The sequence below is a fragment of the Halorubrum tibetense genome (assembly GCF_055396225.1).
The window spans coordinates 856,060-872,328 of sequence record NZ_AP043742.1; the positions used below are offsets into that span (position 1 = coordinate 856,060).

The following is a 16,269-nucleotide window of genomic DNA, read 5'->3' on the forward strand; positions in this document are numbered from 1 at the left end:
TCCGAAGTATCGATACGGAGAACCACGCGACAGGTTACTTAAGCCTCCCCGATAAATGCCGAGTAGATGAGGGGGAGCGTCAATGGATGAAGCCGACTCAGGGGACGCCGTCGACCGCGCGACCGACGGGGCGACGGGCCCGATAGACCCCAGCGAAGGCGGCGACACGGGCGGCGCTCCCTCCACGTCCGAGCTCGAGAGCCTCCGGTCGCGGGTCGACGCGCTCGCCGAACGACTCGATGAAGACGTCGAGGACCTCCGTGGCCGGCTGGTCCGGACGTATCGCGAGGTCGAGAAGCGGGCAGCGGCGGACCACACACACCCGGAGACGGCCGACCGGATCGACGGGATGAGCGCCGACATCGACACGCTGGCGACCCGGATCGACGCGATCGAGAGTGAGCTGGAGGCGATCGAAGACGACGTTGGCGGGATCGAGTCCGAACTCGGCGCGGTGGGCTCCGACCTCGACGCGGTCGAAACCGATCTCGACGGACTCGGCGACGAGGTCGACCGCCTCGACGGGGCAGTCGCGAGCGCGACGGCGGACCTCGACGAGCTCGATGCCCGTGTCGAGACGCTCGCTGACGCCAACGACGACGCGATGGAGAAGCTCTCGAAGGTCGCGAACGCGGTCGTCCGGACACAGCGACAGCTCCGTGCGATGCGACAGGAGCGCGCGGAGCGCGAGCGGATCGACGCGATCCTCGCCGAAGCGAACCGACACGGCGTGCGGACGGCCGACTGTGCGGGCTGCTCGAACAGTGTCCGGCTGTCGCTGCTGTCGAAGCCGGAGTGTCCCTACTGCGGGAGCCGGTTCGGGGGGGTCGAACCCGGAAGGCGGTTCATCGGGACCTCGACGCTGACCGTCGACGACCGCCCCGCGCTGGAGGGTGAGGTCGGGTCGGCCGGTGACGGCGAGACGGGTGCCAGCGGGACCGATAACGACAGGACCGACGCCGGCTCCGCCACCGACGACATCAGCGCGCGCGGCGGTAGACGAGGATCGAACGCCGAACCGGAACGGGACGAGGGAGGACGCTCCCGATGACCGATGGCGAGGGCGCTCCGCGGGACGATCGGGACGGGGGAGACGACGACGACGACGGCGACGCCGACCCGGCGAGCGACCCGTTCGAGCACATGGAGACCGACGACCGGCCGGATCCGTTCGCGAAACTCGACGAGGCACCCGACACTGCTGATGCGGTCGACACCTCAGTAGCAGCGGAGGGAACCGGTGTCGCGACCGAGAGGAACGAGCCGGCCGGCACGTCCGGGAGTGACCCCGATGACCCGTTCGCCCGGCTCGATAGCTCGGTCGGGGCGGAGGCCGAACTCGATGCCGAGAACCCCTTCGAGCGGATGGAGATGGACGAAGTCGACGTCGACGACGTGTGGGACGCCCTCGACGCCGACGCCGAACCCGACGCGAGCATTCCGGGCCGCGGCGTGGACCCCGATCCCGACACGAGACGCGAGGACGTCGTCGACAAGCGAACGTACTGCCAGCGCTGTCCGCATTTCGCGGAGCCGCCGGCGGCGGCCTGCACCCACGACGACACGGAGATCGTCGAGGTGCTCGATTTCGCGGAGTTCCGAGTTCGCGGCTGTCCGATGGTCACCGAGGACGGTCCCGGGTTCGACCGGACGCGATAACGGGCGCGCGGCCCAACGGGCCGCCGGTGTCACCGGTCGGCGTCCACCGGACCTAAATGCGCTCGCCCCGAGCCCCGGATGTATGCAGTTCTGTGACGACTGTGGTTCGATGATGGTCTCCGACGGCGGCGAGATGGTATGTCAGAACGACGACTGTGGAGCGACGACGGAGCGCGACGAAGGGCTCGCCGAGCGATTCGAGTCCACCGTCGAGCAGACCGGGGACGAGCTGATAGAGACGGAGGAGGGGGCGAACTTCGAGGGGAAACCCACCGCCGACGACGTCGTCTGTGAGGAGTGTGGCCACGGTGAGGCGTGGTACACGATCAAACAGACCGGCTCCGCCGACGAGCCGCCCACCCGATTCTTCAAGTGCAAGGAGTGCGGTCGCCGGTGGCGCGGCTACAACTGACGAACAGGTAACCGCTCACGCCAGGCTCCTTACTCGTGCAACCGCGGTACGAGCGCATCCGCGACCGTCTCGCCCACCTCGCCGGCACGCCCGACGAAGAAGTGGTCTGACTCGAGGGGGACGGTCGGGAACCCGAGCGCCTCGGCGCGCTCGACGACGGGTTCCCAGTCGGCGGTCGTGTCGCGGGTCGCATAGACGACCGTGACAGGGGACCCATCCGCTGCCGCTCCCGCTTCTATGCCTGTCGCCGTGCCCGTCCGCGCTCCGTCTCCCGAACCGTCTCGTGCGTTCGCCTTGTCGGCCGTCCGCGACGTTCGCGCCGCGAGGTCGGCGAGCGCGTCGGTCGCGTCCGCCTCAGGGTTGAGCCGAGCGGTCGGCGCGAGCGCACAGACGGCAGCGACGGCCGGGCGCCCGGCCGCGGTCACGAGTGCGACGGTCCCGCCGAACGAGAAGCCGAACAGCCCCACCCGGTCGTACCGGTCGAGTGCCCAGCCGACCGCGTTGTCCGCGTCGGCGCACTCGCCGTACCCCTCGTCCCAGGGGCCGTAGTCGAACCGGAGACAGTCGATCCCTCGGGCGGTGAGCGCATCGCTGACGGCGACCAACCGCTCGTCGCCGCGATGACCGCGATGTTGTGGGTGCGGGGGGCAGGCGACGACGATGGCGTCCGCAGTGGAGGCGTCGGTGTCGTGTTCACTCTCGGCGACGTCCAGCGTCGCTCGGACGTCGCGACCGCCGGGTACGAGGACGGTGTCGCTCACGAGTTAGTGGGACGTGTCGGCGCGTTTGGGCCTCGGATCACGGGACCGTCATCACGTCACCGACGCCGTCCAGCGTCTCGATGTCTGCGGCGAGCGCGTCCTGATCGATACCCGCCTCGTAGTAACAGACGACGTCGAAGGTCCCCTCACGGAGCAGCTGCTGGCACTCCCAAACGAACGACTCGTCGTCGAGCGTGAGCCCTTGGAACTGGTTCGAGGAGAAATCCGGATCGTCGTTTCCGGCCTCGATGTACGTCTCTCCCTTGCCGGCGTGGTCGGCGATGACGTCGTTGAGCTCGACGGTCAGCTCGTGGAGCTCGAGGTCCTCGCGGCCGCTCAGCGTCGTGTGGACGACACAGCCGAGGAGCTCGATGTCGCCGGGCTCCAAGAGAGCCTTGGTCCGCTCGTAGAGGTCGCTGTCGATGGCCTCGCTCATATCGTCCGCTTCGGCCCCGGTAACTAAACGGATGGCGATCCGACGATGCCGAGCGCCGAACGTTCCCCGGTCCGATCGGTCGCCGTCGTCGCTGGTCCCGGCCGACACGACTTAACCGGTGTCGGTCGAACGGGCATACAAGCGAAATCATGACCAACAACGACGGCTTCGGGGATCGACTGGAGTCACGAACCGGCGCGTACCTCGATCGACTCATCGACTGTATCGAACTCCTCCCCGAGGCCTTCGACCGCTACGAGGCTGACGGGAAGTATCGCGACACCGTCGAACGGATCGCCACGATAGAAAGCGAGTGCGACGACGTGAACCGTGAGATAACCGGGTCGATCACGGATTCCGGCCCACAGGACATCGGACTACTCAACACGCGGATCAATTTCAACGCCGCCTCGCTCATCGAGTTGTACAACGACCTCGACGTGATCGCCAACCACACCGAACGGATCACACAGGAGCTCGTGATGACGAGACCCGAACACGGTACCGAGCCGTTCGACGGCCTCACGGAGATGGCGACCGAGACCGTGACCATGGCCGAGCAGCTCCGCGAGGTCGTCGAGCAGTTCGTCCACGGGCTCACGGCCCCCGACGAGACGGTGACACTAACCGAGGGGATCGAGACAGTCCGCGCCGGCGAGAGCCGATGTGACGCGATCCGCGACGACGTGATAGCAACCGCCTTCGACGGCGGACGGACCGCGGATGCGCTGTTGTACCGCGAGTTCGCGATCCTCCTCGACGAGCTCGCCAACACGATGGAGGACGTCACCGACCGGATCGTCGTCATCGCCAGTGACGAGCCCGGGATCGTCACTGAGGCGGGGTCGGTGTCGTAAGCGGCGGTCGCGTCGCGAACCTCGACTCGTCTCCTGCCGAGAACGTCCGGTCACGCATCCTCTCGCCGACAGCACATTCGATAACGAACGGGAGTTCCCCCTGCGGACGGAACTCCGGAGTCCAACACGCTACACGAGCATCTTGGAGTCCGTCGCCCTCGGGCACACGACACCGACCGGATCCTCTCAAAGCCGACCAGGCCTTGGATCTGGGGCGTCCCAGATAGCTACTCGACCGTCGTGAGACCGTATTATAACCGGGCGATCGTCTCGCCATCGCGATCCTCGACTTCGACGAGGCCGTCCTCAGTGAGGTCCGTGAGTAGCCCTCGAAGCCACTCTCGTCCGTGCTCACCGTCTGGCGTATAATCCACCCGAATGCGGTGGCCGAGCGTGTCCAGTTCCATCTCGTCGTGTTCACCGAGGAGTCGAACGATCCGCCCGCGGAACTGTCGACGACTCCCCTCGAAGCTCGGTTGTGTCGGCACGTCGGGCGCGGTAAAGTCACCAGTTTGGTACGCGTGACACCACTCGCGCCACGGACAACCCGCCTCGTCACATCGCGGACGCTTCCCGCAGGCGACGCCGCCGAGCTCCATGATCGCGTTGTTCCACACGCGGGACTCCTCGTCGGGCATCACGCGGGTAGCGACTCGCTCGAACGCCGCGTCGTCGTCCGGGACGTCGAAGGCGCGGTAGAGGACGCGTTTGACGTTCGTGTCGACGACCGCGTCCCCGTTGTTGAACGCGAACGACGCGACCGCGTTAGCGGTGTACGGCCCGACGCCCATCAGTTCGGCGAGCTCATCGGGCGTCCGGGGGAACTCACCGTCGTACGCCGTTTCGATCTGTGTGGCGGCTTCGTGGAGGTACTTCGCGCGGTTGTTGTAGCCGAGCGAGTGATCCGACCAGAACGCGACGACGTCGCCACGCTCGGCAGCCGCCAGGTCGGCGGGGGTCGGCCAGCGGTCGAGGAAGTCCTCCCACGCGGAAACGACCCGATCGAGCTGGGTCTGCTGGCTCATCACCTCGCTGACGAGGATCGCGTAGGGGTCCTCGGTTCGACGCCACGGGAACTCGCGGTGGTCCGCCTCGTACCACTCGATCAGCGCGTTACGGACGAGGTCCGGGTCGGCGGGGAGGGCGGCGTCAGGGTCGGACCCGCCGGCGGGCTCCACGGGCTCGTCCGGGTCAGGATCGGCCATACGCTCACTGGGGACGTGAGTCGTTTATCGGTGCTGATCGACGGAGCTGATCGACGGACGGGATCCCTCAGGCCGCCTCGGCGATCGCGGTCGTCAACAGGTCACATCCCAGCTCGATCTCGCGTTCGGTGACGTCCATCGGCGGGAGGATACGGAGCACCTTCGTCCCACACGCCAGCGTGAGGAGGCCGTGGCTCACCGCGCGCTCGATCACCTCGTCGCGCCGTTCCGTCGTGTCGAACTCGACTGCGAGCATCAGTCCGAGTCCGCGGACATCGACGACACCTTCGGGGTCGGCGTCCGCCATGGTTTCGCGGAACTGTCGGCCGCGGACGGTGGCGTTCTCCATGAGCCCTTCCGACTCGATCGCGTCGAGCGTCAGCGCGCCCTGTAGCGAGGCGACGATGTCGCCGGCCCCCCACGTCGAGGAGATCCGCCCGGCCTCCTCGGGGAACACGTCCGACCGCGAGATCGTCGCGCCGACGCGAAGCCCTTTGGCGCTCGCGATCACGTCGGGTTCGATCGCGTAGTGATCGGAGCCCCACATCTCACCGGTACGGCCGACGCCGGACTGGATCTCGTCGGCGACGAGGGTGATGTCGTGTTCCTCGGCCACCGCGGCGATCTCGTCCATGAACGGGTCCGAGGGGAACCGGTAGCCCCCTTCACCCTGGATCGGCTCCATGATCAGGTACGCCACCGAGTCGGGGTCGATGTGTCCGCGTTTCGGGTCGAGTTTCTGCCGGAGCCGCGAGGTCCCGCCGGCGAAGAACCCACACGAACAGGTCTCGGCGGTACAGCCGCTGTCGTCACAGTAGGGCATGTCGTGGACCGTGCTGATCTCGGGGAACTCCCGCCGATAGACGGATTTCGAGCGGTTGAGCGAGAGCGCGCCCAGCGTCCGGCCGTGGAACGCGCCGTCGAAGGTGATCGCGTACTTCGCGCCGCCGGCGTCGTCGTAAGAGATCTTGATCGCGTTCTCGACCGCCTCCGCGCCGGAGTTCGAGAGGAACACGGTGTCCATGTCGTAGTGGCTCGTTGCGTCCGTGAGCCGCTCCATGAGGTCCGCCGGACCGGGAGCACCTTCACCGGGCGCGTTCCCGTCGGAGACGTAGAAGTCCTGTCCCGCGATCTTCAGGGGGTCGACGAGGTCGAACTCCGAGAGCGGCTCGGTGATGAGTGGGTTGTTGTAGCCGAGCGGGGCGGCCGCGACGTGGCTCGTGAAGTCCATCAGGACGTTGCCGTCGACGTCGGTACAGAACGGGCCCGTCGCGGGCGCGGTCCGGTCCCACACGAACTCGTAGACGTACGTGCTCGGCGCGGCGGACTGGTGGTGGTGTTCGACCCACTCCGTGGCTCGCTCGCCCGGAAACTCCGACACCTGGGGGGTTACTGTGTCACGGTCCATGCACTGTCGTCGTCGGGCGCTGCGAAAAAACGAGGGGTCACCGAACCAACCGGGGAGAACCGGTGTTCGATCGCGGATAGCAACTGAAGAGCGGTCGTGGCCGAGAACGCGACGAGGGTGGGGATAAACGGTGAACTGGATGGAAACAGGGTGGAGATAAACGGGGAACTAGATGGAAACGGGGTGGAGATAAACGGGGAACTGGATGGAAACCGGACGGGGACAGAGGCCGAGACAGCCGACTTGCTCAGTGTTCGATGTACTGCGACTCCCACTCGGTGCGGGCGTCGATCTCGCGTCGACCGCGGCGCGTGAGCGTGTAGTAGTTCGTTCGCCGGTCACGCTGGCCCTTCTCGACGAGCCCCTTCTCGACGAGCGTGTCCAAGTTGGGATAGAGGCGACCGTGGTGGATCTCCTTCTCGTAGTAGTCTTCCAGTTCCTCTTTGATCGCCAACCCGTGCGGCTCGTCGAGCCCAGCGATCACGTAGAGGAGGTCACGCTGGAAACCTGTGAGGTCATACATGCGGTTACTCCGACATAACCGCGGAAAATAAATAAATATTCCGTTACGTGTATCCGTGTACCGGGTTTTTTCGGCGTATTTCGCTGCTATCCGCGCGTAGCGATACTGTCAGGACAGTAACCTACTGTCGAGAGGAAGGGGTGTTTTCGCGTAGAATCGAGTGTTCAATACCAAATACGTTATATCGGTGACCGATCGATCAGAACGGTCGGGTGCCTCGTCGGGTAGTCGTTTGAGAACGGACGTATGCCCCAGCGGAAAAAAGCCGCGTGAGGCATTCGTCCGAAATTGGTCCCCGCTGACGCTTCGGCCCTCCAGACGAAGCGTCACGTAATAGTATTGCGTTGGTACTAATAAACCTAACGAGCGATCGCTACATGTGTTCCTCCTCTAACACCCACCCGAGCGCTCGTTTGTAGTGGGTGAGGAGCTCCTCGACGCCACGGTGGCGCATCTCCTCGTCGGCCAACTCCTCGCGGAGGAACTCGTACTGTTCTCTGACCTCCTCTTCGGAGCGCATACCACCGGGTACGGGCGGCGAGACCAAAGGGTTGTGGCCGGGATCGTGTAGATCTCGTGGAGTCCGAACGACACGCCTAAACCCCGACCGACGGTACACAATGAAACGATGGACGACCGGACGCGCGAGTATCTCGCGGGGCGGTTCGGCGACTACTACCGCCGCGTCTCGCTGTCGCCGCCGCCGGACGCGAACCTCCGCGAGTGGGGGCAGATCCCGTGGACGCCCGGCACGGGAACGACGATGGTGCGTCACCAGTCGTTGTACGACCTGGGCGATCTCGATACGTTCTTCGCTGACAACGCGCCGCGGCACGCCTACTTCTCGGCCGCGCGCTACGACGATCCCGGCGCGTCGACGATGGGAAAGAAGGGGTGGCGCTCGGCCGACCTCGTCTTCGACCTCGACGCCGACCACCTCCCGGGTGTCGACCCCGAGACGACGAGCTACCCCGAGATGCTCGAAGCGTGTAAGCAGGCGTTGTACCGACTGCTCGACTTTCTGGAGAACGACTTCGCCTTCGAGGACCTCACGATCGTCTTCTCCGGGGGGCGCGGCTACCACGTCCACGTCCGCGACGAGTCGGTCCGCGAGCTGGACAGCGAGGCGCGCCGCGAGGTGGTCGATTACGTCCGTGCGGTCGACCTCGACACCGACGGGTTGATCCGGACGGTCTCCGACCGCGGGACGACGAAGCGCGTGCTCCGCACGGAGGGCGGGTGGGGCGCGCGCGTCCACGAGGCGCTCGTCGAGTACGCCGACGACCTCCGGGAGATGGACGAGACGGCGGCCCGCGAGCGACTGATGGAGCTCGACGGGATCGGCCAAGGGCGCGCGGGGACGATCCTCGGGGCGTTCGAGCGCAACCCGACCGCAGTCCGCGAGGGCAACGTCGAGGCGGGCGGTCCGGGAGTCCGACGGCTGGTGAGCGCGCTCGCCGCACGCGTGGCCGCGACCGACACCGCACCCATCGACGAGCCGGTGACGACCGACACCCGCCGGCTCATCAGATTGCCCGGAACGCTCCACGGCGGGTCGGGGCTCGTCGTCACGCCCATCGAACGGGCGGAGCTCGACGGGTTCGACCCGCTTCGGGACGCAGTCCCGGACCGGTTCGTCGGTCGGGAGATCCGGATCGAGTGTGAGACGGAACGGACGGTAGAATTAAACGGCCGGACGATCAGTGTTCGATCCGGCGAGAACACGGTCCCCGAGTTCGCGGGCGTCTTCCTGATGGCCCGCGGCGAGGCGCGGAAAGCACCCGAACGATGAATCTCGACGAACTCCGATCGGTCCAAGCGAAGGAACGCCGCAAGGACAGCCTCCAGCACCTGCGCGACGCCTTCTACGACGACGTCGCCGCGTACGTGAACGACCTGCGCGCGGCCCGCGATCATCGTGCCGATCAGGTGTCGAACCCCTTCTCCGACGACGACGTTCGCCGCATGTCGGACGAGCTGGAGACCGCCGAGGAGGTCGCCGAGGCGCTGTACGAGCGCCGCGTCGGCAAGGTCGTCAAGCTCGCGTCGTTCGCGGCCGCGGACATGCCCGTCGAGACCGAGGGGATGACCACGGAGGAGCGCGCGCTGTTCGACGACCTCGTCGAGCGGATCGAGGCGAACAAAGCCACCGTTTTGAACACGCTGGCGGGCGAGGTCCCGTCGGAAACCGACGGGGCGGACGGCACCACGGGTACGAACACCAGCAGTGACACCGACCCCGAGGCCGACGTGAACCCGGACGCGGCCACGAACGCTCACGGGGGAACGGCAGCCGCGGAGCCCGACCGGAGCGTGGAACGCGGTCCGGCCGCGGAGCCCGATCCAAGCGAGAACGCCGATCCGGACGCGCCAAGCGCGCCGGGCGGGGACGTCCTCGCGGGGGCGATGGGAGCCGATACGGACTCAGCGTCCGAGCAGGAGGACGGCCGTGGTGTCGGGAACGATCGGACCGCTACCGCCGACACCGTTCCCGACGGGGGCGCGACGGCCGATCGAGCGGGCGGCGGGACGGCCACCCCGGCAGACGATACGGCCGACAACGACGGTCCGACACCGGTCGAACCCGAGCCGGCACCGCCCGGCGCACCGGGAGCGAACGGGTCGACCACAAACGCGACGTCCGCACACGAGCCGGCGGACGGGACCGACTCGGGCACGGGTAGGGACTCGGCGAGCACCGGCGGTGGAGACCGACCCACTGACGCCGCGCGCGAGACGGTCCGGATCACCCGCGACGTGGGCGCGATACTGGGCGTCGACGAGCGCGAGTACGAGCTCACGAGCGAAGACATCGTCGACCTCCCGACGGCGAACGCAGAGCCATTGGTTCAGCGGGACGCCGCCGAACGGATCGACTGAGCGGCGGAGTTTTTACCCGTCACCGCGTCAGCCGAACGCATGAGCGACGCGTCGACTGCCGGCGACACCCCGCCGACTGCCGGCGACACCCCGCCGACTGCCGGTGACGACCCTCCGGAGACAACGGAATCCGGGACCGCCATCCTCGCCGTCGATCCGCGCGTGTTCGGCGCGGCCGCGACGCTCCTCGCGCTCGGCGGGATCGCGGTCGCGGTCGCCCTCGATCCGGGGTTCTCGTGGACCGGCGACGCGCTCTCGGATCTCGGGGTTCGTGACCGAAGCGCGCCCGTCTTCAACGGTGGACTGATCCTCGGCGGCCTCGTCGGGATCGGCTATGCCATCGGGCTGTGGCGAGCGGCGGATCGACCGCGGATGACGAGTCGCCTCCGGGCCGTCGTGTTCGCGCTCGCGATGATCGCGATGGCGGGCGTCGGACTGTTCGATCTCACGCAGCCCCTTCACGGCCCCGCCGCGGTAGGCTTCTACGCGCTGATCACGGTCGTCTTCGGGATCGACGGCATCGCTCGACGAGGGACTATCGGGGGCCGGGTCACGCTCGCGTTCGTCCCGATCCACGTCGCCGTCTGGGCGACGTTCGTCGCCGGCTGGTGGCCCGTAACGGGACTCGCGCTCCCGGAGCTCCCGGGCGCGCTCATGCTGGCCGCGTGGGTGTGGCTCGTCGGGCCGTTGCCCGTCGTCGAGAGCGGTAGGGATGCTGCCGGCGACGCCGGCGGTGACGACAGTGGTGGGTGCGACGGCGAAGGGGTCGCCGGCGGCGGTGGCGACGGCGACCGTCCCAGCCCCGGGACCGACGAACACTAACCCGGCGGCCGGCTACGACCGGGTAATGGAGGTCGAGTTCCTCGGCGGTGCCCGCGAGGTGGGTCGGAGCGCGGTGCTCGTCGACGACTCGTTGCTGCTCGATTACGGGCTGTTGACCGCGGACCCGCCGCAGTACCCGATCCGGGATCCGGAGCCCGACGCGGTCGTCGTCTCACACGGCCACCTCGACCACGTCGGTGCGGTGCCCGCGCTGTTGAAGGGGTCGCGTCGTCCCACGATCCACTGGACGCCGCCCACCGCGGACCTCGCACGGGTGCTGGCGCGCGACACGCTCACACTCCACGGGAACAGCCCGCTGTGTCCGTTCACCGACGAACACGTCGCTCGCCTCGGCGAGGTCGAGCAGCGGCACGGCTACGAGGAGCCGTTCGCGGTGCTTGGAGGCCCCGACGCCGGCGGCTACGAGGTGACGCTGTTCGACGCGGGCCACATCCCGGGCTCCGCACACGTCCTCGTCGACGACGGTGACACCCGGCTGTTGTACACCGGCGATTTCCACACCGACGACCAGCGGCTGGTGGCGGGGACGACCACGCGGCCCGACGCCGACGTCGTGATCTGCGAGTCGACGTACGCCGACGTGACACACGAGGAGCGGGCGGCGGTCGAGCAGCGGTGGGCCGAGCGCGTGCGGACGACGACCTGGGAGGGCGGCACCGTCGTCGCGCCCGTGTTCGCGATCGGTCGGACACAGGAGCTGATGCTCGTCTCCGGAGCGAACGACCTGACTCCGTACGTCGACGGGATGGGTCGCGAGGTGACACGGCTGGTACGGCGACACCCCGAGTTCCTGCGCGACCCGGAGGCGCTCCGGGACGCGGCGGGTGCGGCCCGGTTCGTGACCGGCCGGGACGGCCAGCGCGAGCGGATCGCCGCCGACAACGCGCTGATACTCACCACCTCGGGGATGTTGACGGGAGGGCCCGTACACGCGTACCTCCCCGAGATCCGTGGTGACCCGACGAACGCGGTCACCCTGACCGGGTATCAGGTCGAGGGAACGCCCGGCCGGGAGCTCCAGGAGCACGGGCGGCTGGCGATACGTGGCCAAGTCAGGCCGGTAAGCGCCCGCGTGGAGTCGTTCGACTTCTCCGCACACGCCGACCGCGAGGGACTGGAGTCGTTCTTGGACGCGTATCGCGACGGGCGGGTGCTCGTGAATCACGGGGACCGCTGTGTAGCGTTCGCCGAGGACCTGCGAGCGGACGGGTACGCGGCGAGCGCGCCCGAACTCGGCGAACGGATCGAGGTGTAGCGCTCTCCTCCCTCGCAGTTCAGCCGTCCTCGCTCTCATCGACGACGGACGTGTTCACCAGTTGTTCGGCGTCGAGCGGGAGCTCCGTCGTCTCGACGCCGTCGCCGGTCTTCGGAGCGTCGTACTCGCCCGCGTCCCATTGTGGATGGACGTACGCGACGTCCTGGTCGGGGAACTCGATGGCGACGATCTTCCAGTCGTTCGGGAGCTCACTCGGGGCGCGGCTCTGGACGACCTCGGGTCGGACCTTCTTCGCGGTGTCGAGCGGTTCGGCGTCGTCGAACACGACGGGCTCGATCGCGTCCGGCGTGTCGACCGGCGGGCTGTCGACGATCCACACGATAGCCGAGACGTTACCGTCGGAACCATCGGTGTGGACGTCGGCGTTCGCGGCGTTGTTGTACTGAACGCCGGTCACGGTTGGGCCGTCGGGGTCATCCGGGTCGTCGGGGAGACACGTCACCGTGTGGACGCGGTCGAGCGAGACGCTGACGCCCCCGCCGCTTCCGGTCGCTTCGAACTGGAGGTGGACCTCCTCCTCGACGGGACACGCGAGGGTAACGTCGACCGTCCCGTCCGTCGCGCTCGGGAGCTCGTCGGGCGTCTCGGCGTCGACGAGCGTCGTCTCGGTATCCGGATCGACGATCGAGACGTCGACGTGGAACTCGTCGAGGTCGTGTTCGAACTGGTTGTGATACGCGACGACCGCTGTTGACTCCCCGTCGTCGACCGCGTCGGTCAGCGTGTCGTAGCCGAGGGACGCCTCGTCGTCGGCGACGACGCTGGCGTCGATCCCGCGGTCGGCGCTCATCACCGTGAACCCGGCCGTACCGAACACCAGCCCGACCGCGGCGGTGAACGCGAGCAGGACGCTGAGGGTGCGTAACCTGCGCAGTTCGACGGTCGGCCGCCGGGTTCGGGTGCTCATGGCTGTCGACGGGACTCCGGCTTTTCAGCTCCGTCTCCGGAGCTCGGGCGGTTTCGCCTCGTTGCCGAGGCGTCTTCGTTCGCCGTAGTAGTAGTGAACGAGCGCGCTCACGGTGAAGGCGGTAACGGTGAACACGGCGATCCCGAGCGGTTCCATGGCTCCGAATCCGATGACGCCGGTTTCGACGGCGAGCAGGGAAACCCCGGCGAGTCCCGCGAGCCCGATGTAATACTGGCTCCACGGGATCTCACGACCTCGGAGCACCTCGATGTAGATGTCGAGGTCCCGGAGCGCCGGGGTCGGGCGGACGACGTCCGTCTCGTCGTCGACGGTGATGACGTTCGTTTCCTCGAGTTTCGGCAGGTGTGTGCGTCGAAGCGTGCTGTGGACGTTTCGTCGGTCCTCGTACTCCACCTCCGTCGGATCGATGTCGAGCTCCCACGCGGTGACGTACTCGGAGATGTCGGCCACGTCGAGCGGCTCTTCCTCCGTCTCCTCGGCGCGTTTGAGCGCGTGGATAGTGTAGCGGCGGCGGCGGTTCGAGAGGACCTCGAACACGTCGTCCTCGGAGAGATCGGCGCGTTCGTCGCCCCCTCCGGTCGGTTCTCCTCCGGCTGTCGTCGTGGTAGCGAGCATAGCGTGGTGACCCCCGTCGGTCGGCCGGCGCGTCCCGGCCTGGACCGACCCGTTCGTTCCGCACGTGTTAGCGAATCCACTATAAATGGGTTGGATAATTAAGACGTTAGATCCGGATGTCTGACACGTACCGGCACTGCTTACCGGTTTTCTGCCCCGGCTCGATGTCCGACCCGGCCGTTTCAGCCCCTCGTTGATGGTGTGTTACCGTAACACAATCGGTCGTTTGTACTACCGCGAGACGCGCTTGAAACGGGATATCACGTCTCGATGGTGGCTTGGACCGTGCTCGATGACGGATCGAGGATCGATCGTCGGATCTCTCGTCCTCCTCGTGATCGCCGAGAGGAGTTCATAACGATATGCCATCCGCCCCATGGATGTTCCAAGCGCTCCCGGCCCGGGACGTCCCGGGGTGCGGGGGTGCGAGAACACAGGTGAGATACACCATGGAACGACGCAAATTCGTGATCGGAATGGGCGCATTGGCATCAGGAGCAGCTGCGGCGATGGGTACGGGCGCGTTTAGCGCAGCACAGATCAACGACCGTGACGTCGACATCGCGGTCAACGCTGACGATTCAGCGCTGATCCAGCTCCATCCGGGTGAATACGGCGAACGCGTGTTTTACGAGGACGGACAACTCGAAATCAGCTTCGACGGTGACGGCGGATCCGGCATCAATCCCAACTCCGTGTACCAGGTTGGCGCCATCGGCGGCGAAGCCAAAGGAGCATTCGAAGACTTCGCTGCCGGCGGTGCTGAGATCCTTACGATGGACGACGTCCTGTACGGGGGCGAAGGTGAAGACGGCTCCGACACGACGACTCCCGATGATCCGGCCTTCGAAATCGTCAACGAAGACTCCCAAGCTCACAACATCGAGCTCTTCTACAGTGGATCTGCCCCAGACACAAATAATGCCGAACTCGCACTCGTCGCTGCGGGCGACTCCACCGGTGCATTCGTCGTTCCGGTTACCGGAACCGAACAGGACGCCGACCGGCTCGGTGCGTTCCCGCTAGGGAGCGGCGAAACGCTCGCAGTGTCACTGATCGTCAAGGCGGCTGACTTCGATCCGACCAAAGAGGATAACGAGTTCGACGGAGAACTCGTCCTCAACGCCGGCGATCAGATCGTTGACCAGGATGACTTCGACGTCACCGGTCCGGTGGACGACTGAGAACATTAAACCAGAGGAGTAGATCCCGGAGGTCCTCCCTTCGGCCGCTTCTCGGGGAGAATACATAATCATGAAACGACGAAAAATCGTGCTCGGTGCCGGAACCCTCGCCGTGAGCGCTGCTGCCGCTCTCGGAACGGGGGCTTTCAGTGCCGCACAAGTGAGCGGACGAGACGTCGACATCGCGGTGGTTAACGATGCTGATGCGCTCGTTGGTCTCGTTCCGAATCCTGAGGTAGGTGGTGTACACGATGATGACGGTGAGCTGGTAATCGACCTCGGTACGACGGGAATCAATCAGAATTCCGTCTACCAGTTCGGGCTCTTCGTAGATGACGACAGCGGGGACGCGATCGCGGGCCTCACACCGTTCCCTAAAAAGAGCAACGAGCCGTCATCGGTCGGCGATCAGTCGGGGGAGTTCGATTCCGCGTTCCTCATCACCAACCAGACGAACAACACCTACGATCTTACGATAGAGTACAGACTCGAAGAAGAAGACGTCGGCGAATCGGGCGAGTTCAATACTGAGTTCTGGTTCGAAGTGCATAACGACGGCGAGCAACTGGATCAGATACACGGTCCGACGCCAGATCCCGTTGCGGAGGAAATCACGCTTGGAAGCGGAGAAACTATCGGCGTCTCGTTCCTCCTCCACGCGCCGGACGAGACGTTAGGTGAGCGGATCGACGGTGATCTCGCGGTCGATGCCGTCGTTTCGGAATAACTCACCACCGAATATTGGTATTAAAATCGACGATGGATCGATATCGGAACGGTGTGATTGTACAGGGCCCTACTGTACCAGCCGAAACCGGATCGACCGCAGCAAACCCGTTCCATGATTCGATTTTTGACTTAGACTCGCAACCATCCTCTCTAAACCACCACGACGACCGCTCGATGTCGCATCAACGACCCATTACTTTCGACTCCCCAACAACTATGGGGACCACCATGCGACTTCCCCGTACGACGACGTTCCTCGTCGCCCTCGCCGCGGCGATCCTCCTGTTGACGGTGGTGTCGGCTACACCGGGCGTCGACGGTCCCGAAGCGTATCTGCCGTCGATCGGGTGGTTCGGGGCCGCGGAGCTGCTCGGGCTCCTCTCGCTTCTCGCGATCGTCGTCGTGACCGTCCTGCTGTTCACGCGAACGCCGCGTCGATGAGGGGTATATAAGAGACGTGCGAAACGGCGCGGGACGCCGTCGATCCGTACGCCGTCACGACTCCCGAGAAGCGGTGGTTTCGGTGATACGAGCGTCCGTGGACGAGCAGTCC

19 protein-coding genes are annotated in these 16,269 nt (G+C 66.2%); 11 read left to right on the forward strand and 8 right to left on the reverse strand.

Annotation, left to right across the window (positions count from 1 at the left end; all coding sequences use genetic code 11):
- Positions 1-82 precede the first annotated feature (82 nt).
- The 3 genes from ACZ5TV_RS04290 (at position 83) to ACZ5TV_RS04300 (ending at position 2,071) form a co-directional block, all read left to right on the forward strand.
- On the forward strand, positions 83-1,051 hold the full coding sequence (locus ACZ5TV_RS04290; RefSeq protein ID WP_379782877.1) for a hypothetical protein: 969 nt from the start codon (positions 83-85) through the stop codon (positions 1,049-1,051).
- The gene (locus ACZ5TV_RS04295; protein ID WP_379782875.1) at positions 1,048-1,659 is read left to right on the forward strand and encodes a DUF8135 domain-containing protein; all 612 of its coding nucleotides are present in this window, start codon (positions 1,048-1,050) and stop codon (positions 1,657-1,659) included. The genes ACZ5TV_RS04290 and ACZ5TV_RS04295 overlap by 4 nt, the downstream gene beginning before the upstream one ends.
- 82 nt (positions 1,660-1,741) lie before the next feature.
- Positions 1,742-2,071, forward strand: a complete 330-nt coding sequence (locus ACZ5TV_RS04300; protein ID WP_379782873.1) for a transcription factor S — start codon at positions 1,742-1,744, stop codon at positions 2,069-2,071.
- Positions 2,072-2,100: 29 nt separating this feature from the next.
- Here the strand turns inward: ACZ5TV_RS04300 and ACZ5TV_RS04305 are convergent, their stop codons facing one another.
- Together ACZ5TV_RS04305 and ACZ5TV_RS04310 are read right to left on the reverse strand one after the other, a co-directional pair.
- Positions 2,101-2,832, reverse strand: coding sequence for an alpha/beta hydrolase (locus ACZ5TV_RS04305; protein WP_464384142.1), 732 nt, complete (start codon positions 2,830-2,832; stop codon positions 2,101-2,103).
- Between the two features lie 37 nt (positions 2,833-2,869).
- Positions 2,870-3,268: a DUF5778 family protein gene (locus ACZ5TV_RS04310; protein ID WP_379781695.1), complete on the reverse strand. Its 399-nt coding sequence runs from the start codon at positions 3,266-3,268 to the stop codon at positions 2,870-2,872.
- Between the two features lie 149 nt (positions 3,269-3,417).
- Here ACZ5TV_RS04310 and ACZ5TV_RS04315 point away from each other — a divergent pair, with 149 nt between their 5' ends.
- On the forward strand, positions 3,418-4,125 hold the full coding sequence (locus ACZ5TV_RS04315) for a DUF47 domain-containing protein (protein WP_379781693.1): 708 nt from the start codon (positions 3,418-3,420) through the stop codon (positions 4,123-4,125).
- Between the two features lie 251 nt (positions 4,126-4,376).
- Here ACZ5TV_RS04315 and ACZ5TV_RS04320 read toward each other — a convergent pair whose 3' ends face one another.
- The 4 genes from ACZ5TV_RS04320 to ACZ5TV_RS04335 all read right to left on the reverse strand — a co-directional run bounded on the left by ACZ5TV_RS04320 (position 4,377) and on the right by ACZ5TV_RS04335 (position 7,781).
- Positions 4,377-5,330: an HhH-GPD family protein gene (locus tag ACZ5TV_RS04320; protein WP_379781691.1), complete on the reverse strand. Its 954-nt coding sequence runs from the start codon at positions 5,328-5,330 to the stop codon at positions 4,377-4,379.
- A 67-nt stretch (positions 5,331-5,397) separates the two neighbouring features.
- Complete coding sequence (locus tag ACZ5TV_RS04325) at positions 5,398-6,738, reverse strand: class-III pyridoxal-phosphate-dependent aminotransferase (protein ID WP_379781689.1); 1,341 nt, start codon at positions 6,736-6,738, stop codon at positions 5,398-5,400.
- Between the two features lie 247 nt (positions 6,739-6,985).
- Positions 6,986-7,261, reverse strand: coding sequence for a PadR family transcriptional regulator (locus tag ACZ5TV_RS04330; RefSeq protein ID WP_379781687.1), 276 nt, complete (start codon positions 7,259-7,261; stop codon positions 6,986-6,988).
- A gap of 373 nt (positions 7,262-7,634) precedes the next feature.
- Positions 7,635-7,781, reverse strand: coding sequence for a hypothetical protein (locus tag ACZ5TV_RS04335; RefSeq protein WP_379781685.1), 147 nt, complete (start codon positions 7,779-7,781; stop codon positions 7,635-7,637).
- 108 nt (positions 7,782-7,889) lie between these two features.
- On the opposite strand from ACZ5TV_RS04335, the gene priS reads away from it, so the two are divergent.
- The 4 genes from priS to ACZ5TV_RS04355 are packed head-to-tail and all read left to right on the forward strand — an operon-like array spanning position 7,890 to position 12,239.
- The gene (priS, locus tag ACZ5TV_RS04340; protein WP_464384143.1) at positions 7,890-9,053 is read left to right on the forward strand and encodes a DNA primase small subunit PriS; all 1,164 of its coding nucleotides are present in this window, start codon (positions 7,890-7,892) and stop codon (positions 9,051-9,053) included.
- On the forward strand, positions 9,050-10,141 hold the full coding sequence (locus tag ACZ5TV_RS04345; RefSeq protein ID WP_464384144.1) for a DNA replication complex subunit Gins51: 1,092 nt from the start codon (positions 9,050-9,052) through the stop codon (positions 10,139-10,141). Before priS ends, ACZ5TV_RS04345 begins: the two co-directional genes overlap by 4 nt.
- A 39-nt stretch (positions 10,142-10,180) precedes the next feature.
- Positions 10,181-10,963, forward strand: a complete 783-nt coding sequence (locus tag ACZ5TV_RS04350; protein ID WP_464384145.1) for a DUF998 domain-containing protein — start codon at positions 10,181-10,183, stop codon at positions 10,961-10,963.
- 25 nt (positions 10,964-10,988) lie between these two features.
- On the forward strand, positions 10,989-12,239 hold the full coding sequence (locus ACZ5TV_RS04355) for an MBL fold metallo-hydrolase (protein WP_379781977.1): 1,251 nt from the start codon (positions 10,989-10,991) through the stop codon (positions 12,237-12,239).
- A 19-nt stretch (positions 12,240-12,258) separates the two neighbouring features.
- Here the strand turns inward: ACZ5TV_RS04355 and ACZ5TV_RS04360 are convergent, their stop codons facing one another.
- Together ACZ5TV_RS04360 and ACZ5TV_RS04365 are read right to left on the reverse strand one after the other, a co-directional pair.
- On the reverse strand, positions 12,259-13,167 hold the full coding sequence (locus tag ACZ5TV_RS04360; RefSeq protein ID WP_379781965.1) for a hypothetical protein: 909 nt from the start codon (positions 13,165-13,167) through the stop codon (positions 12,259-12,261).
- 24 nt (positions 13,168-13,191) lie between these two features.
- Positions 13,192-13,803, reverse strand: a complete 612-nt coding sequence (locus ACZ5TV_RS04365; RefSeq protein ID WP_379781967.1) for a DUF7344 domain-containing protein — start codon at positions 13,801-13,803, stop codon at positions 13,192-13,194.
- Positions 13,804-14,252: 449 nt separating this feature from the next.
- On the opposite strand from ACZ5TV_RS04365, the gene ACZ5TV_RS04370 reads away from it, so the two are divergent.
- From ACZ5TV_RS04370 to ACZ5TV_RS04380, 3 genes are all read left to right on the forward strand, one after another.
- Complete coding sequence (locus ACZ5TV_RS04370; protein ID WP_379781970.1) at positions 14,253-14,987, forward strand: hypothetical protein; 735 nt, start codon at positions 14,253-14,255, stop codon at positions 14,985-14,987.
- A 70-nt stretch (positions 14,988-15,057) separates the two neighbouring features.
- Positions 15,058-15,714 carry a hypothetical protein gene (locus tag ACZ5TV_RS04375; RefSeq protein ID WP_464384146.1) on the forward strand — a complete coding sequence of 219 codons (657 nt, stop codon included), beginning with the start codon at positions 15,058-15,060 and terminating at the stop codon, positions 15,712-15,714.
- Positions 15,715-15,944: 230 nt separating this feature from the next.
- On the forward strand, positions 15,945-16,157 hold the full coding sequence (locus ACZ5TV_RS04380) for a hypothetical protein (RefSeq protein WP_379781975.1): 213 nt from the start codon (positions 15,945-15,947) through the stop codon (positions 16,155-16,157).
- Positions 16,158-16,269 lie beyond the last annotated feature (112 nt).

What these genes read in the sequence shown, in the direction of transcription:
- ACZ5TV_RS04300 (WP_379782873.1), top strand. Translation starts at nt 1,742, where the DNA reads ATGCAGTTCTGTGACGACTGTGGTTCGATGATGGTCTCCGACGGCGGC.
- ACZ5TV_RS04320 (WP_379781691.1), bottom strand. Translation starts at nt 5,330, where the DNA reads ATGGCCGATCCTGACCCGGACGAGCCCGTGGAGCCCGCCGGCGGGTCC.
- ACZ5TV_RS04310 (WP_379781695.1), bottom strand. Translation starts at nt 3,268, where the DNA reads ATGAGCGAGGCCATCGACAGCGACCTCTACGAGCGGACCAAGGCTCTC.
- ACZ5TV_RS04335 (WP_379781685.1), bottom strand. Translation starts at nt 7,781, where the DNA reads ATGCGCTCCGAAGAGGAGGTCAGAGAACAGTACGAGTTCCTCCGCGAG.
- ACZ5TV_RS04330 (WP_379781687.1), bottom strand. Translation starts at nt 7,261, where the DNA reads ATGTATGACCTCACAGGTTTCCAGCGTGACCTCCTCTACGTGATCGCT.
- ACZ5TV_RS04365 (WP_379781967.1), bottom strand. Translation starts at nt 13,803, where the DNA reads ATGCTCGCTACCACGACGACAGCCGGAGGAGAACCGACCGGAGGGGGC.
- ACZ5TV_RS04360 (WP_379781965.1), bottom strand. Translation starts at nt 13,167, where the DNA reads ATGAGCACCCGAACCCGGCGGCCGACCGTCGAACTGCGCAGGTTACGC.
- ACZ5TV_RS04315 (WP_379781693.1), top strand. Translation starts at nt 3,418, where the DNA reads ATGACCAACAACGACGGCTTCGGGGATCGACTGGAGTCACGAACCGGC.
- ACZ5TV_RS04290 (WP_379782877.1), top strand. Translation starts at nt 83, where the DNA reads ATGGATGAAGCCGACTCAGGGGACGCCGTCGACCGCGCGACCGACGGG.
- ACZ5TV_RS04295 (WP_379782875.1), top strand. Translation starts at nt 1,048, where the DNA reads ATGACCGATGGCGAGGGCGCTCCGCGGGACGATCGGGACGGGGGAGAC.
- ACZ5TV_RS04380 (WP_379781975.1), top strand. Translation starts at nt 15,945, where the DNA reads ATGCGACTTCCCCGTACGACGACGTTCCTCGTCGCCCTCGCCGCGGCG.
- ACZ5TV_RS04355 (WP_379781977.1), top strand. Translation starts at nt 10,989, where the DNA reads ATGGAGGTCGAGTTCCTCGGCGGTGCCCGCGAGGTGGGTCGGAGCGCG.
- ACZ5TV_RS04370 (WP_379781970.1), top strand. Translation starts at nt 14,253, where the DNA reads ATGGAACGACGCAAATTCGTGATCGGAATGGGCGCATTGGCATCAGGA.
- ACZ5TV_RS04375 (WP_464384146.1), top strand. Translation starts at nt 15,058, where the DNA reads ATGAAACGACGAAAAATCGTGCTCGGTGCCGGAACCCTCGCCGTGAGC.
- ACZ5TV_RS04345 (WP_464384144.1), top strand. Translation starts at nt 9,050, where the DNA reads ATGAATCTCGACGAACTCCGATCGGTCCAAGCGAAGGAACGCCGCAAG.
- priS (WP_464384143.1), top strand. Translation starts at nt 7,890, where the DNA reads ATGGACGACCGGACGCGCGAGTATCTCGCGGGGCGGTTCGGCGACTAC.
- ACZ5TV_RS04350 (WP_464384145.1), top strand. Translation starts at nt 10,181, where the DNA reads ATGAGCGACGCGTCGACTGCCGGCGACACCCCGCCGACTGCCGGCGAC.
- ACZ5TV_RS04325 (WP_379781689.1), bottom strand. Translation starts at nt 6,738, where the DNA reads ATGGACCGTGACACAGTAACCCCCCAGGTGTCGGAGTTTCCGGGCGAG.